Source organism: Bradyrhizobium sp. SZCCT0231 (genome assembly GCF_018130245.1).
In the GTDB taxonomy this organism is placed as follows: Bacteria; Pseudomonadota; Alphaproteobacteria; order Rhizobiales; family Xanthobacteraceae; genus Bradyrhizobium; species Bradyrhizobium japonicum_F.
Genome location: NZ_JAFCKP010000013.1, coordinates 83,855 through 100,746, shown reverse-complemented (window position 1 = coordinate 100,746; position 16,892 = coordinate 83,855). Strand labels below are relative to the sequence as shown.

6 protein-coding genes are annotated in these 16,892 nt (G+C 65.2%); 1 reads left to right on the top strand and 5 read right to left on the bottom strand.

All coding sequences use genetic code 11. The features are described 5' to 3' along the window. Window positions 1-112: 112 nt before the first annotated feature. The 4 genes from JQ566_RS25325 to JQ566_RS25310 form a co-directional block, all read right to left on the bottom strand. Window positions 113-11,572: a filamentous haemagglutinin family protein gene (locus JQ566_RS25325; protein ID WP_212377209.1), complete on the bottom strand. Its 11,460-nt coding sequence runs from the start codon at window positions 11,570-11,572 to the stop codon at window positions 113-115. A 283-nt stretch (window positions 11,573-11,855) separates the two neighbouring features. Next, entirely contained in the window at window positions 11,856-12,866 is a 1,011-nt protein-coding gene (locus JQ566_RS25320) for a FecR family protein (RefSeq protein ID WP_249139789.1), read from the bottom strand. Next, window positions 12,850-13,452, bottom strand: coding sequence for an RNA polymerase sigma factor (locus JQ566_RS25315; RefSeq protein ID WP_212377206.1), 603 nt, complete (start codon window positions 13,450-13,452; stop codon window positions 12,850-12,852). Before JQ566_RS25315 ends, JQ566_RS25320 begins: the two co-directional genes overlap by 17 nt. Continuing rightward, a complete protein-coding gene (locus JQ566_RS25310; RefSeq protein ID WP_212377203.1) occupies window positions 13,449-14,051 on the bottom strand; it encodes an STN domain-containing protein in 603 nt (200 codons plus the stop codon). Before JQ566_RS25310 ends, JQ566_RS25315 begins: the two co-directional genes overlap by 4 nt. A gap of 375 nt (window positions 14,052-14,426) precedes the next feature. Here JQ566_RS25310 and chrA point away from each other — a divergent pair, with 375 nt between their 5' ends. Next, window positions 14,427-15,647 carry a chromate efflux transporter gene (gene chrA, locus JQ566_RS25305; RefSeq protein WP_212377200.1) on the top strand — a complete coding sequence of 407 codons (1,221 nt, stop codon included), beginning with the start codon at window positions 14,427-14,429 and terminating at the stop codon, window positions 15,645-15,647. A gap of 89 nt (window positions 15,648-15,736) precedes the next feature. Here the strand turns inward: chrA and JQ566_RS25300 are convergent, their stop codons facing one another. Continuing rightward, window positions 15,737-16,702 carry a sugar-binding transcriptional regulator gene (locus JQ566_RS25300; protein WP_349643354.1) on the bottom strand — a complete coding sequence of 322 codons (966 nt, stop codon included), beginning with the start codon at window positions 16,700-16,702 and terminating at the stop codon, window positions 15,737-15,739. Window positions 16,703-16,892: the final 190 nt, after the last annotated feature.

The following is a 16,892-nucleotide window of genomic DNA, read 5'->3' as shown; positions in this document are numbered from 1 at the left end:
CGATTGAAAGAAGCTGGATTTACGATCTACGCCGGATGGGGCACCCATCCGGCTGATCGATACGAACCGGCACGACCGGATATCAGACCCGGATGCCTGCTCGACCCCCGGCTCAGAGCGACGCCTTGCGCCCCAACCGCTGCAACAGTGCCGCTCGCTCATCCTCTGTCAGGTCCTTCAACTGCTCGGCCGTGAATTCGCCGTTGCCGAGCACGCGGAACATGCCGTTCGGATCGTAGCTCTGCTTGTCGGGCGCCCGGCGCTTCTCATCCTCGCTCGGGTCGGGCTGGCGCCGCTCGCCGTCACCGCCGCCGTATCCGAGAACTTCGACGATGATCACCGACGGCCGATCCGACGATCCCTGCTTGGTCACGTCCTTCATGGCGTCAGTTGCAGCCTTGTCCTTGGTCTCTAGCGTGAGTGGCGCAGTCTTTGCCTCCGCCTTCGGCAGACCCTTGCTTTGGCCCGAGACCTGGATGTTGTCCACGCCCACGACATTGAAGCAGGCGCAGATGAAACTGCCGGCGATGCGGATGCCGGCGTCGCCGGCATTCACGGTGCCCTGGGGAGCGATAAGGGTGACGTCACCTTCCGTCACCCCCGTGAAGCCGATGATCGTTCCGATTCCGCTTCCGGAAATATCGGCCTTCTCGACCACCCGCGTCACGGCATCGATATCGGTCTGGATCTCCGGCGCCGAGGGCACGCGCGCGGTCTTGGCACCGCGGCCTGCGTCGATGTCGCCCTGCGTCGACCAGATGATCTCGTTGCCGCCGGCAAAGGTCAGGATACGCGAGCGATTCACGGTCACGCTGTCGCGCGCAAAGATGTTGATGTCGCCCGGTCCCAGTGTGACGAGACCGTATTCCACCGGCGCCGGCCTGCCGAGCGCCGCAACTTGCAGGCCGCCGCCAGGGGTCAACACCTCGATGCCGCCGCCCGACATGGTGCGGAACTTGGCATTTCCGGTCCTGACGTCGCCCGCCCAGTCGGTGCCCGGGAATAGCGTCCCGATCGCCGCATAACCACGGTTATATCCGCCATTGCGTGGCTTACCGTTGGCGTCGGGTGTGGTCTGGTCATCGCCTGCGGCGCGCAGCTCCTGCATGTAGACCTGCCGCACGAAGCGTTCGCGCACCAGCATTGGCAGAGCCTGGAATTTGCTCCAGGCATCGAGCGGCGACAGCATCTCACCGGTCACCTCTTGCATGAAGGAGACGATGCCTGTGCGGATCTTGTGCGGCCCGGAGGAACGTAGCTCGAATGCGTCGGTGAGATAGAGCGGCACCAACGTGCCGTCCGCCAGGGTGATCTTGAGATAATCCGGCATCTTTCCGACATTTGCCGGATCGAGATAGGCCGCCAGGAATGCATCATAGGACGGCTGCTTGCCCTTGAGGCCCGCGATCACGGTGACCGCCGCGCTCTGGTCGGGCAGGCCGATGACATCAGTGAAATCCTTTGGCCGGTTGTTGGAATCGTATTCCCGATTGCCGGTGGCGAAGATCGTCAATTCCGGCGCGTATACGTCACGACCCGCGCTCACCTGCACTGCGCCTGGACCCTGCACATAGACCGAACCCCGCACCGGGCCGCCGATAATGTCGTTGCCGGCGTCAAGCAACGACACATCGGTCGGATGAACGTTGCGTAGTGAGTAGTTGACGTTGCGGATGTCCAGGCCGGCGCGGAACCAGGTCTGCTCGTTGGCCGTGACGCCGGACGTGATGATCGAACCGCTCAGCGTTGTGAGGGTGCCGACAATCGAACCGTTCAAGGCATAGACACGACTCGGCTCGTAGTCTCCCTCGTTCGGCAGATGCGCGGGATTGCGAAGGTTGTAGAGATGCAGCGCATGGCCGGCGATATTGCTGGCCGGCGCGGTGAACTGATTGATCAGAACGTAATGGAGCCCGCTCAAGGTATCCGGCGAGGAACCGCCGAGGTTGACCGGAGAGGAAACGGTGCCTCCGACCGGCTCGAACGGCGATGGAATCATCTCAAGTGCGGCGCGGGACATCACGATCTCGCCGGCGAACACGTCATTTGCGGCGAGAAGCCGCAGCTCCGGATTGCTGCTCGGCATCGTGTACAGCATGTTGTTCAGCACAGAGCCGTTCAGCGCGGTCACGCGCGTTTTCGACGGATAGATGTTCGCGGCGAGCGAGTTCACGTTCGCAAAGTACGTCAAGGCTGACGTCGTTATGTCCTTGGACAAATATGTCGCCTGCCCGACCAGGATCACGTCGCCGCCCGTCGAGGTCAGGTTGAGTGCGGTGCGCTCGCTTTGACTGCTCATGAAGGTCAGCTCATGGGACATCCCCTTGCCGACCAGCAGCGGATCGAGGACCGTTTGCAGCCGCAGATCGCCGGCGGTTCGCACGTCCAGGGTTGCGTCACCGAGCGACAGGATCGGAGCAATCGGATAGGTGACGATTTGTCCCCCCAACTGCGCCTTGACCTCGCGCCCGACCGCGAACTCACCGGCGGTAATCGCGCCGGCACCGCGTCCGATGTAATAGTAACCGGCGCGAACGGCACCGCCTGCCTCGACCGTCATCGCGCCACCGTTGCGCAATTCCAGGAGCTTTCTCTCCGTCGTGGAACGCCCTCCCCGCACCCGGCCATTGGTCGGCAGCGCAACGGTCAGATTGTTGAGATCGCCGCCGGCATGGACTTCGACATTGCCGCCGCCGAGCGCGCCGACGCCGCGCAGGAAGTTCGCGTAGTCGATCCACCAGGAGCTTTGTTGAGCCGGCATCTGGCCGTATGCGGCGTGAGTCCAGGGACCGAAGACGTAGGCGTTGTCCGTCGCTCCCTGCCGGTTCAGCCACTCCGTATAGTGCTGCATCTGCGAGCGGTCCGCCGGCAGCGCCACGTCGATGTTGCCGCCGACCGCAATGTCGAGATGGCCGCCGCCCACCCCGTAGGTCGCGTTCGCCGGCGCCGTGGTGAAGTCGTCGAGAACGGCGAGATCGCGCCGGCCGGCGGTATAAATCGAGGCGCCGCCCTTGAGCTGCAGATCGCCGCGTGCCGCGATGCTGACGTCGCCGGTGCCGGTGCGCACCATCGTCACCGGATTGACGGTGGACGTGGTCGGCCCGGGCTTGATGGTCGCATAGAGCGAGGCGATCGTCGCAAGATTGGGGACGATCTTCGTCTGGTAGAAATCCTTGAAGGTCGAGTACCTCGTGATGACGCTGAGGCGGTTGCCGCCGCTCGCGGCCGTGTTGGTCCACCTGAAGTCGGCCTGAGGTTGCGCGGGATCCGGGTTCAGGTGGTTCGCGGCGGCATAGTTATTCCAGAGGTCGAGCACGTAGCCGTAGGCCGGATCCGTCGGCAGGCCGAAGGATATCTGAGCGCTGGAATCGTTCTTGAGGCGGGTGCCGGCGGTGGACTCCAGGCTCGCGGGCCAATCCGCAGGATCCATCGTCGTCGAACCGGGCGAGCTGCCCGAGCCATAGGAGGCGACCGAGTCGACAAGAGCGGTCGCAGTAACGGAATTCGAGCCGCTGACATAGGTGTACGCCGACTGCTCGCTGAGCGTGATCTTGCCCGTCGCGCCGCTGGCGAGGCGTGTCGGGTCGGCGCTTTCGCCCATTGGCGTGGCGCCGGCGACGAGCCCCAGGCTCCAGGACGGCACCGCCACCCTCGAGCCATCTGGCTCAGTGATCGATGGGAACAGGACCGAATAGGCAAGCGTATTCGGCGCGCTCGCGCCGGGCGAGTTGGCCTCTGGGCTGTAGGGAACACCCATGAGCGTTGGCGGCGTCGTCATGCTTTCGGTTTTTCTTGTACCGAGCGTCGCGAAGGTGATGCCGGCATAGGCCGACGGGTTGGTCGTGCTGTTGCTGTCGTAGGGCGTGAGAGTCGCGGTGGTGCTGGTGCGGCCAACGTTGAACACCATGCCGAGGTTCGTCGAGGTGGTGCCCTTGACGGCGACGTAGGTCGAATCCAGCGGGTTGGCGAACTGGAAGAAGCCGTCGGTGACACTGCCCTTCAGGTCGATATTGCCGCCCGCGCGCATGGTCAGGACGCCCGGCTCTCCGAGAATGCTGCCCCCCGTACGATAAACCATGGTCGTATGGTCGCGCAGCAAGGCGCTTTCCTTGCCGGCAACGACATAGGCCTTGCCCAGCACCGGTTCGAGGGCCATCACGCCGGCCGCGAGCGCCGAGGCCTGGTCGACCACACCTGCGCCGAGATTCCAGTTGCTCTTGAGCACGATGTCGCCGGAAAAATTCAGCTCCATGCCCGCGCGTGCGTGGAAGTTCGACTGGCTCGTCAGTGTGCCAAGATCCGCGTAGCCGGCACTGACGTCGAAGTCGCGCACGAATTCGACGAGGGTTCCGGCACCATAGTCCGCCAGCACGTTGAGCTTGCCGGCCGCGGCCTTGGTGAGATCGAGTTCGGCCTGACCGCTGCCATTGACGGTGACGCCGACGAAGCGCGGATCGGATGCAAGCGCCGCGAGGTCGAAGCGCTTGTACCCCTCCAGCACGATCTCGCGCGCGCCGTTGATCGCGCCGGCGAAGCTGACATTCACCTTGTCGGCCCCTGGCTGCTCGATGACGGGCGCCCGCAGGGTCACCTTGCCGCCCTCGCCGCCCGCCACGTCGATCACGCCGCCCAGCACCCGCAGCACGCCGTTGGAGATTCCGAGGGTGACCCGGCCGGAGCCGAGCCCGTCCACCGTGTCGGTCGCGCCTGCCCGCAGCAGCGCCGTACTCGTCATGGTCAGGCCCTGGCCGCCATAGATCGAGATCGAGCCGCCATAAGTCGCACGCGCGTCGATTGTGCCTGCGATGGTCACGCCGCCCTGATCGGCTGCCAACGCGAACTCCTCGGCCGTCGTTGCGCCGTCGACCGTGACGTCGCCGGAGCGAATCCGGAAGCTGCGCGATTTGGTGAAACCGGCGCCATTCAGGCGCCGGTTGAGCCCGCCAAAATCCGACAACGCGGCGATGTCGAGTGAGAAGGAACCGCCACGCTTGCCCGCCGCAGCTTTGGCGTTGATCGTGCCGTCCAGCGTGACCTGGCCGCTATCCTGTTCGATCGCAAGCGTGCCCGCGCCGCCCCCGATGGGACGCCCCTCGGAATCGCGGGCGGAGCCGAGGTCGAGGGTCGCGCCCGCCGCGAGCAGCACCGAGCCGCCGTGGGCGCTCAGCGAGATGGTCCCGGCATCGGCATATTCGGACACGTCGAAGAACTTCTTTTCGAATCCTCCGACGTCGATCCGCGAACCCGCCGCCAGATTGACGTTGCCATTGGCGGCGTTCAGCTTGACCGCTCCCCCCAGTGCATCGATACGTCCGGCGAAGTCGACGGCGCGGCCCGTGAGTGTCCAGCGGGAGCCGAGGCTGTCCTGATCGCGCGCCGGGCTGGCCGTCCCGTGAGCGGCAACTGTGAGGACGCCGGTCGTGGTGACCGATTGCTGGCTACCGCCCCGGCCAGTCAAGACCGGCGCGGACAAGGTCAGCGCCGCGCCGGCGACGTCGAGCGAGCCTTTGCCTTCGCCGGCAATGCGCGCCGTTCCCGTCAGCTCGATGGTGTCGAAGCCGCGCAGCGCCTTGGCGCCCTCACCAAGGGCTAGCTCGGTCGCGGTGAGCTTCAGGCTGCCATGACCGGCGCCGACCGGCTCGCTGAACGTGCTCGCCGTATTTTCCAGCACGATCCGATTGCCATTCACCGCGATCTCGTTGTTGCCGCGGCCGACCAGCCCTGCAGCGTCGAGCGTCACGGCCTGGAGGCCCGACAGGTCCACCGCGCTGTGGAAGTCGATGGTGGAATAGCTGCGCAAGGTCAGATGCTGGGTGTTGTTGAGCGCGGCGAGCGCCGCGGCATCGAGCACCAGCCCGCTGCCACCGCCGAAGCCAATCCGGCCCGACGCCAGCGACAAGGCTGCGCCCGTCAGTCTGGCCTGGGTGACGAGGGCGGTCCCCGTCGCGTCGATCAGAAGGGTCTTGCCGCCATCGAGAACGGCGCCGGCACCAATCGTGACCTGACCGCCAACGGTCGTATCGACGTTCTTGCGGCGGACCCGCACCGCATCGCCGTTGGACAAGCGGATCAAGGCGCCCCAGTCGCGATCGGACGCCTGCGGGGCCATGATGAGATCGCCGGCGCCGGTCGGCGCCTCGCCGCGCGCGACGATGACGCTGCCGGCGGAAACGTCAATCGTCTCGCCCGCGGCGAGGATGATCTCCGGCCCCGTCAACGCCGAATTTGCGCTGTTGCGCACGACGATGTCATGGGCCTGCACATCCACGCGCAGACCGCCGACGTCGCCGCTGCGGAAACCACCGACCAGCAGGCTGCCGGCGCCGAAGCCGGACAGGGCAGCGGCATCGATGACCAGATAACCATCGGCTCGCAACGTGCCGGCGCTCTGGTCGGCGCCCACGATTGCGATCTTGTTGGCGGCGATATCGACCAGACCGCCGCGGCCGCCGGCTGCCGCCTGAGAACGCAACTCGCCCTTCAGAATGAGATCCTGCGTCGCCTTGAACACCACCGAACCGCCATCGACCGGCAGACGCGGCGTGACGATCTGCTGGCCGGTGAGCCGATACTGCGTCAGCTTGAAAGCATCGGAGGCGAAGAAGGTGTTGGCGAACGCTTCATTGTACTCGCTGTATTGCCGGAGCACCGCGCCCGACATGACGCGCCACGACGAAGACTGCTGGTCCCGGCTGCCATCGAGGGCATTGGCGCGATAGCCTGAGACCATCGCCGTGCCGTCGGCAAGCGTCTTGGACATCGTTCCCTGGCCTGTCGAACCAGCCACCGCCTGGATTGCATAGGCGCCCGGAAGCATCGCATAGGAGGCGGGCAGCAGCGTGTACCAGCCCGCCGGCAATCCGCTGCCGGCGTCGAGCCAGATGCGGTCGCCAGTGCGGATCGACGCCGAGCTGGGTGCCGTCGCACCGGCGAAAGCCGGCATGACCGCGAACAGGCCCGGAAGCGCCAGCATGTCATGCGAGCCGCCCGGTCCAGGCACGTGCTCCCATGCCATCAAGTCGCCGCCGCCCTTGATGTTAACCACCGATCCGGCGGCGAGCTCGACCGTTGGCGCCTCGAGCGTCACACGCTTTTCCGGCAGGCTGGCGATAGTGGTTGGCTGCGTTCCATTCGTCACCGTCCAGTTTTCGTTATTGCTGAGAGCACCGTAAGGCAGCACGAGGCCATCGCCGGTCACCGAGGTGACACTGCCGGCGCCGAGCGTGAGGCGCTGGCTGGCCTTGAGCGTGATCTGGCCAAACGGCGCACGCAGAGTGCCGTTCTGCTCGATCGTCGGCGCTTGAAGCGTCAGGGTGCCGCCGGCCGACAGCGCAAGGCCGGCAGGTCCGTTCTGCTGCACGGTCAGCCTGTCGCTGGCCCTGATCGTCGCGTTGATCTGCGAGGTGGGATAGATTTGACCGGCCTTCACGATCAGCGTGCCGTCGACGTCCAGGAACGCCGGCTGGCTGACATTGCTGTGCGACAGCCGGATGTCGCTCGCCTCGAGCACGGTTCGTTCGAAGCCGCGGATGTTCGCCTGCACGATGTCGATCACGGATCCGGCCAGCGTCAGCGTGCCTGCGCGCGCCGGATTGCCCGATGTCAGACTGAACAGCGAGATGTAGGGCGCCCAGAGCCGCGAGCTGGCACCGTTGCCGTTGATCAGCGATCCCGTGATCGAGATCGAGCCGCCGAATGCGAGGTCGACACCGTCCAGCCGCGTCGTCGACGGAAGAACGAGATCGGCGAAGCCCGCCCCTTGCAGGCTCGAGGTGCGCACGACCAGACCGGGCTGGGCGGCGGCCGTTTCGGACAATATTACGGTCGACGTCGCAGACGCCAACGTCACCTTGCCGCCGCGCGCGCCGTTGCCTCCACTCTGACCGTGCCATGTTCCCTCGACCAGACCCCGCTGGGCTTTGACGCTGATCGAGCCGCCATTGCTGGCGAGGGTGACCGGTGCGAACCGGCGGTCATCCGACTCGAGGTCGAATTCGCCACTGCCACCGGCGACGTCGATCAGCGAGCCGGATTCGAGTTCGACCGCGGCGGACTCGAACGCGACCGAGCCGCCGTTGCGTACGACGCCGCTCCGGTGCCCCCTGACATCGGTTTCGCCGACCGCCGTCCCCCGCGCGATGATCGCGCCGGTATTTGCAACAACGACCGATCCCGCACTTGTCGAAAGATTGATCGTGCCCGCCAGCGCCTCCACTGTGCCGGCAACCCGCAGCGTACCGGTCGAAGAATTCTGCAGGGACAGCGCGATCGTGCCGCCGGTGTCCGTCCGCACCGTTGCCCCCGCGCCGATCGTCAGCGACCCGCCGCTGAGCGAGAGCGACGTCGGCTTGAGCGCCAGACGCTGCGGTGACGGCAACACCGCGAGCGGGCCCATCTCGCCGATCGGCGTACCCGTGCTGAAGCCCGAAACGTCTACACCCCTGAGATCGACGTTGTATGGGAGCTGCGTGACGCTCACCCCTTCCGGGATCGTGATATCGCCGCCCGTGGAGATCTGAAGCGAGCGGAAGCCGCGCTCCGAGAACAGCGTTTCCGACAGGCGAACGGTGTTGGGCGCGGTCGGCACATCGCCGCCGATCTGCAGCGACGCCGTCCCTACGCTGATGGTCAGGCTGCCGCCGGAGCCGGCCGCATGCGCGCGCATGTCGGCGTTCGCCAACTCCGTTGCATCGATCGTGTTGATCTTGCCCGCGTCGCCGAATTTCACCTGCGGCTTGCCGTTGCGCAGCCGATACCAGCCGCCGCCGGATACATCGAGCACGACACCCGGCTGAAAGTGCGCCTGGTCCAGCGTGATGCTGCCGCCGTTGATCACCGGCGGCTGTGCCGAGGCGCCGCCCTTGACCTGGTTCGCCCATTGGCCACTGACGTCGATGGCCGCCCCGGCTCCAAACGACACGTTTTCCGCGCCCAGCAGATTGACGCTGCCGCCCGGAGCGTGAATCACGCCATCGATCTTGAAGTCCTGGCTGTATGCAACGGTGGAATTGGCCTTGATCGAGAACGTGCTGCCCGGCGTCAGTTCGAGCGTCGTGCCCTTCTCGAGGGTGACGTTGTTGGAGACGTAGAGCTCGATCTTCCCGAGCCCGGCATCTGCAAGCACGTCCGAGTCGAGATAGGTCGTCCGCAACCGGAACGAATCCTGGTTGCCGGGAGCGCCCGAATACCAGCTGGACGGAAGCGACGTGGTGGCCGTGAAATTCGTCGGCAGCTGCGTCGGATCCTTGGAGATCACGAGCTTGCCGAGCAGCCACAGCCGGTCTTCGTCGCCGTCGCCGCCGAACGTCAGCGAGCCGGCCTTGGCAGTCTTTCCGCTTGCGGACTGACGCTCGCCGACGATCACGCCGCCCCAGTAGCCGCCCTCCAACGCAACGCCTTCGGTGGCGTAAAACTGGATGGCGCCGGCATCACGTCCCTCGGTAAAACCACGTTCGAAGTGGCTCGCTGACCACGGCGTGCTCCAGGAATCCGATTTGCCCCAGTTGCTGTGCGTGCGAGTGAACCCGCCGGCGAAGCCGACATAGACCCTGTCCGGCGTTGCCGAGGAGATATCGTAAATCCTGCCATCGGCGCCGAGCAGCTTCGTCGATCTGACCATGCCGTCCTGATAGCGGAACGAGCCGCCCGAGACATCGAGCAGCGAACCCTGGCGGGTGATGATCGAGCCGGCCGATTTGAGCGTGATGTTGCCGCCGATGGTGGACAGCTCGGCGAGATTGGTCTTGCTGTTGCCGATCCAGGCCGAGACGTCGCCGAGCGGCGTCCCGATCCATTCACCCGCCGCGCCTCCCCAGCTCACGCCGGCCATGGGACCATCGGTGAAGACGCCGCTGGCGCTGCGATCGACGATGATCTTCTGCCCCCGCAGCCAGGAATTCCGCAGCAGCGGAGAATCGCGCAGCTCGTTGATGCGCAATTCGGCCTGCACGAACCTTCGCGACATGGGAATGAGGACATCCTGCACGCCGGCGGCGCTGACATAGGCGTCCTCGCCGATATAGATCCGGCTGCCGTCACGAATTGGCGTCTCGCCGTTGATCGGCTCCTCCGTCGGCACGGGCGCGGTACTGGCGACAATGCTGACGGTGCCGGCGGGAACCAGGATGTTCGCCTGCGCCCCGATATCGATCAAGTTGCCGCGCAATTCGACGCGCCCCGGCTTGTAGCGCGTAGCCTTCGCCGTCTCCTCGATCTCGCTCGTGTCGGTGACATCAGGCAGAACGGCGGTGACGCTGCCCGGCGAGAGATGCAGGTCTCCCGTCTTCCAGTACACGAGCTGGGCGTCCAGGCTGCCGCTCGATGCCATCATGCCGTGGCTGTAGGCATCCAGCCGGATCGATCCTTCGCGGTTGTTGAGCGCGGTCGCGGCCAGCATCACGCCGCCCTGGAAGATCTCACGCCCCATCGCAGTGATGTTGCCGCGATCGGACTGCACGACGCCGGTGTTCACGACCTTGTAGCCGACCGATGCCGCGCGCGCGTACATCTCGGGAAGCAGGATGTCGCGAACGCTCTCGCCCCAGGGCTTCTCCGTGAAGAGGTCCCAACCGGCGATCGCCCCCATCAGATGGTTGTAGTTGAATAGCCAGGGCATCGGGGCCGTCACCGCGACGTCCACACCGCGCACGTCGCCCGGATTGGTCCTCAGATAGACCTGTTCGCCGGCGGCCATGATGATCTGACCGTCGGGAACGCTGATTTGGCCGGCATTCGAGACGATCGGCGCGAACAGCATCGCCTTGCCGCCGGTCTTCGCGCTGATCTGAGCTCCGGTCTGGATGGTGACGTCACCCGGCACGCCATCCGGCGTGAACCGCGCAGGCTGGCTTGGATCCGTGGCCGGCTTTTGCGAATTGGCCAGCCGCGGGTTGTATTCGCCGAATGTCGGCACGTGGATGTCGTTGGTGAGCACAATGGAGGTGTTGATCCCGGCCAGAAACTGCGCGTTCGACAAGGCGAGGGAAGAGGCCACGAGGGTACTGACATTGACCTGGCTGGAGCCGCCGAAGATGATGCCGTTCTTGTTGATGATGTAGACCTGTCCCTCGCTCCTGATGGTGCCGAGGATCTGGCTGGGAACGAGGCTCGGGTCGAGCACGCGGTTGAGCGCGATCCAATTGGCGGCGCCACCGCCGCCGGCGGACTGGTTGAAGTACAAGTCGGTCTCGCGTCCGACATTGAACTTGTTCCAGGTCAGGATCGCCTTCTGCTGGTTCTGCACGACCTCGACCTGGACCCGGCCATTCGAGCCGGTTGATTGGGTCGGCAGACCGGCGCCGGTCCAGGCCGGTTGCCCGTCGATCATCGCGGTCGGATTGCTGGTGGGATTGAGGCCTCCGGGGGCAAGTCCGTTCGGCACATTCGGAAGCAGCTTGCCGGGATGATTCTTGTCCAGACCCAGATTGGCCGGACCGATCAGTGCGCCGGCCCTCGCTGCCGCCTGCACGTCGCGCATCGCCTGAAGCGAGGCGTTGATTCGATTCATCGCCTGTGCCGATGCGATCGCCCCCGCCTGCCCCGCAGCGTTGGTCGTCACGGCGACGTTTGCCACGGGGCTCCCGCTTCCGCTGCCCAGGTTGCGCGCGTCGGCAGCAGCCGATCCCACCAGCAACGCAGCTACGCTGGCACCGCTGAGGAACATCGCGTGTCTAACGGACCGGAACGAGCGAAAACGGACGGTGCGGTGGGACAAGACGGCATTCCTTCTGGCAGCGCGGCTAGACCCAATGAAGGGTCGCCCCTCGTCATCCCCTGCGATGACGATCTAGCTCTAAGACGGAAGCCTGTAGGCGAACGCGCACGATTTCTGTGTGAAAGTTTCTTGTCAGCGGATGTCAGCCCAACAGAACCAGGCCGCCCGGCAGCTTGCGGGTCCTGACATCGAAAGCCTGCTCGAGACGCACGAGGATTTCCTCCATCTGGTCGATGCGGAAGCGGCCACTGACCGGCCTCTGCGCGAGGCTCGCATTGACAAGGACAATCCGGCCGGCGCGATAGCGATTGACCTCTTCCACGACGTCCGCGAGCGGGGTAGCCCGGAACAGCACGATTCCGCGCTGCCAGGCGGATTCCGCCTCCGCGTCGATCGCGGCAACCCGGCCGACCCCATTGGCATCGTAACGCACGCTCTGCGCGGGCCGGAGGATGGCAGAATCGTCATTGCGCTCGATGCGCACCTCGCCATCGAAACAGGCGACACTCACCACCGCGCCTGCCGGACCGTTCATGCGACGTACGTCGAATCGTGCATGGCTGCCGGTCGAACGCCCGTCCGCGGCCAACACGACGAGCGGGCGAGCGCTCGCGACCGTTTCGAAGAGCGCCTGCCCTGCAAGCAGCTCCAGGCGATCACCCTCCCCGTCAGCGGGATGGACCGCGATGCTGGTCTGCGTATTCAACCGGACCGAGACGTTCTCTGCCGGCCTGACCTGCCGCTGTTCGCCGACGGCCGTTCTGTAGTCGGCATTCAGTTCGCGAAGGGACGGCCATAAGCCGAGCGGCGGGTTGGCAACGGCGACGCAGGCGGCCGCGGCGGCTGCCAACCCGCCACCGAGAACGAGGCGGCGGTCGAGTACCGGGCGTGACGTCTTCCGGACCGGCAACGCCTCGAATTGGCTGCGGGGGATGCTCGCGCCGGCCCGGCGGATGTCGCGCCATACCCCGCTCGCCGCGGCGAAGGCAGCCGCATGCTCCGGACTCGCGGCACACCATCGTTGCAAGGTCTCGGCATCGGCTGACGTCGCATGTCCGGAATCGATGCGCTGGACCCACGCGATCGCCTCGCGTTGCAGCAGGTCCAGCCTTTGCATCTGCCCTTGAGTCATGGAGTCATTCAGCCTGGTCATGGTCGCGATCACCGCGTGGCGGCGACGGGTCACGATTCAATGACGAATTTCGCCGGTCCGGTGCGCAATCCGTCTCTCTCATTTGCCTTTGCCGCGCCAGACAATACTCATGGGCGAGTTGCAGCTCCTTTGAGACGAGGCGCAAGGATACGCCAAGCCGATCCGCAATCTCCTGCCGCGCCATGTTGTCGACCCTGGCCGCGAGCAGGATGGTGCGACGGCGCGGCGGCAGCTCGGCGAGTATGGTGGCCATTGCGTCCAGATCCGATCGCGCCTCCGCGACTTCCGCGGGACCAGGCGTCTCGTCGGCGACCTCGAGCAGATGCTCTATGTCAACCTTCGTCAAACGGCGCTTCTCAGCGCGACGACGGTCATGCGCCACGTTGAAGAGCATGCGCAGCAGATAGCTGGCCGGATTGTGCAAGGTGCCGATCGTCGTGTCCGTTCGGGCCAGGCGCAGCCAGGTGTCGTGCAGGACGTCGCCCGCCATCTCGGACGATCCCAGTCGGCGGGTCAACCCCCGCTTCAGATCGTCATATCGGTCGAGCAGCAGGCGGCGCAGTATCGCCACGGAGGCTTCGGTCACCGCACGCCTCCGGCCGCCTTCGGCAGGGCCGTCGCGCCACAACTCATTGTGACGCCCGAAGCCTGCGGCAGGACCACGATCAGTACCGGCTGTGCAAAGCCCGGGGGCACCGGGGCACCCACACTGAAATGTCGAAGTGCATCGTCGATATCGCGGTCGAGCTCGGCCGTGCCGGCCGATCCAAGTCGTTCGAACCTGGCTACGGCCCCCGATGGTGCGATCCAGGCCAGGGCCGCGATGCGATAGCTTCCCGGCCGCGCTCCGTTGGTCCGGCACAGAGCATCGCGCAACTTCGCCTGAACGACACCATAATATTGGCGCGTGAGAGCGGCAGCACTGCCTTCCGGCGATCCGGCGGCTACCGGCACCGGGACCAGAACGAACGAATTGTCTTTCAAGAAGCGGGCGGCAAGACCGGTGCCCGCAAGCAGCAGTTGTAGCGCCAGCTCCGGCCCAAAGCTGCCTTTGACGGCCTCAGAGGTGCGGCCCTGCGCAAGCGCCGGATTGTAGAGGACTTCGCGACCAGTCGCATCGCCATATCGATCGAGTGCGGAGGCGAGCGGCTGGGCCGGAATGTCGAACGACATCGGCACGGACATTTCTGAGTTCGCGCGCGGCGACCCAATTATTGCGCCGCTTGGCTCCGCTTCGGCTGCAACGGCCGCAAACATCAAACACACAGCCAGATACGGCACGCGACGTGACACCGATCAATTGCTCCGGCAAGCCATCAGCATCGCGAGAGGCGAATTGACAATCGTCCCAAACCCTTGCCAGGATGCCACAAGAAGTACGTAGTCTACGAACCTTCCTTGACATCAATATGTCACTGATGGCTTGCAAGAGTCTCACGATGGCACCGGCGATCAATTGAGCGTTCTTGGCGCTCTGCCAGGGACAACGCTCTTCCACTGCCACCAGCAACAGCATATGGATTTCGGTTTCACCGCCCTGTTTTCGACGACGTGTGACGCATGGATCTCACCGCCGAAACCGCGACCGTCCCCGCCCACCGCGGCTCGCCGCTCGAGGTCCTGCGCATCTTCCTCAAGCTCGGGCTGACCTGCTTCGGCGGCCCGATCGCCCACATCGGCTACTTCCGCGACGAGTTCGTTGTGCGGCGGAAGTGGATCGACGAGCACGCCTATGCCGATTTGGTCGGCTTGTGCCAATTCCTGCCGGGCCCCGCCAGCAGCCAGGTCGGATTCTCGATCGGGCTGATGCGCGCCGGCTACCTGGGCGCCCTCGCCGCCTGGGCCGGCTTCACGCTGCCGTCGGCCGCGGCGCTCGTCCTCTTCGCCTATGGCGCCGGGGCGTTGACCGGGCCGGTCGGGGCCGGCCTGCTGCACGGGTTGAAGCTGACGGCGGTCGCCATCGTGGCGCAGGCCGTCTGGGGCATGGCGCGCAACCTCTGTCCGGACCGCGAGCGCGCGTCGATCGCGGTGGTGGCGGCACTGATCATCCTCTTCAGCACGGCGTCGATCGCCCAGATCGGCGCGATCGTCCTCGGCGGCCTCGCCGGTCTGTGGCTGTGCCGGAGCGAGGCGGCGGCGCCGTCCGGGCACGTCGAAATTCCGGTGTCGCGAACCGTTGGCCTGATCACGCTTGGGATGTTCTTTATTCTGCTGGTGGGGCTTCCCGCGCTGCGCGGGCTGACGGGATCCTCGGGCGTCGCCTTGTTCGACGCGTTCTATCGCTCCGGTGCGCTGGTCTTCGGCGGCGGCCATGTCGTGCTCCCTCTCCTCCGCGAGGCCTTCGTTGCGCCGGGCTGGCTGAGCGACGATGCCTTCCTCGCCGGCTACGGTGCCGCTCAGGCGGTGCCCGGCCCGCTCTTCACCTTCGCGGCCTATCTCGGCACGGTAGTCACTCCGGAGCCGCACGGGCTCGCCGGGGCCACGCTCGGCCTTGCCGGCATCTTCCTGCCGGGGATCCTGATCCTGCTCGGCGCCCTGCCGGTCTGGGATTCGTTCCGGAAGCGGGCCGGCGCCCAGGCCATGATGCGGGGCGTCAACGCCGCGGTGGTCGGCGTGCTCGGCGCTGCATTGTACGATCCGGTATGGACGACGACCGTGCACGCGCCGAGAGATTTCGGCATCGCGCTTGTCGGCTTTGTCCTGCTGGTGGCGTGGCGCGCCCCTCCGCTCCTCGTCGTCGCCTTCAGCGCCGTGGCCGGCGTTGCGACGGCGCTGATTTGACCGCTGGGCGCGCGAAGCTGTCGTTTGAGGTGGCGTGCGTCGCACGGATGTGAGGTGGTAGAAATGAAAAACTGACCTGTAAGCCAGCACTATGTTTCGAGCAGCGCTCGAGCGACTTGCTCGTCGGTGATCAGAACGTGACAGAGCTTGGCACGGATTCCGGCGCGGATGATGGCGAGCTTCTGGAGGCCGCCGGCCGCCAGCACGATCTGAGGGATTTTGAGAAGTTCTTTGAGGGGAGGATTGACGACCCGCGCTGCCAGATCGTGGCCAATCAATCGGCCCTCCGCATCGAGATAGTGTCCGCAAATGTCGCCGACTGCACCCGCATCCAGAAGCGATCGCCAAACATTTTGATTAATGAGGCCGTACTCCAGCGCTTTCGAGGTTTCGGACAAATCGATGGCTGCGAGCAGCGCCATATCGAGATAGGGGACCATCGCCAGCACCGTCTGCACCGGCTCACTGGCAACAAGCGCATCCCTGAGCGTGGCCGTATCGGCGAACATCGGCGCGGTGACGTAATAGCACACCGCATCCAGTGCCCGCGCCACCATTGCCGCATTGTCGTACGGATTGATGCGGGTGCTCTCCGCGAGCCCGCCGCATAAGAGTACGACACGATTGCCGCCGCCAGCCCGCCGCTGCAGGTTCTGTGCTGCCGCGTTGATGGTGCCGCCCCAATTGATGCCGAGGGTGCCCGGTTCCGGCAAATGCTCGGACACATAGTGGCCGGCGGCTGCGCCCACGATGGGCCGCGCGTCTCCACCGTCGAGTGGCGATGGCACGACGATAGCGCGACGCAAACCAAATCTCTCCACCAGGCCGCTTTCGAGCGCTCCAAATGCGCTCACCGGACTGTTGATGGTGATCTGCACGAATCCTGTGTCGCGCGCCTCGGCAAGAAGGCGATTCACACGCTTGCGGGTAACCTGGAGGTGTTGGGCGATCGCATCCTGGGTTTGCCCCTCCTTGAAATAGTGCCAGCAGATCCGCGCCATGAGCGCAGCATCCGCGGCATTCTCATTCTCTTGTTTGTTCGCTCGGTCCAGCACGTCCAGGCTCCCTGTTGCTCGATCCATATCGCAATTCTGCATCGGGCACAAATGTACCCTCTATGTCACAAAAGTGTCGCCGGTCGCCGTTAGGAATCCAAAAGAGACCTCGCCTCCTCTCAGGCACGATGGAACGACATGCAGCGCGGTGAACCGACGCCGATACGGCCTCCTCAGAACACAAACCGAA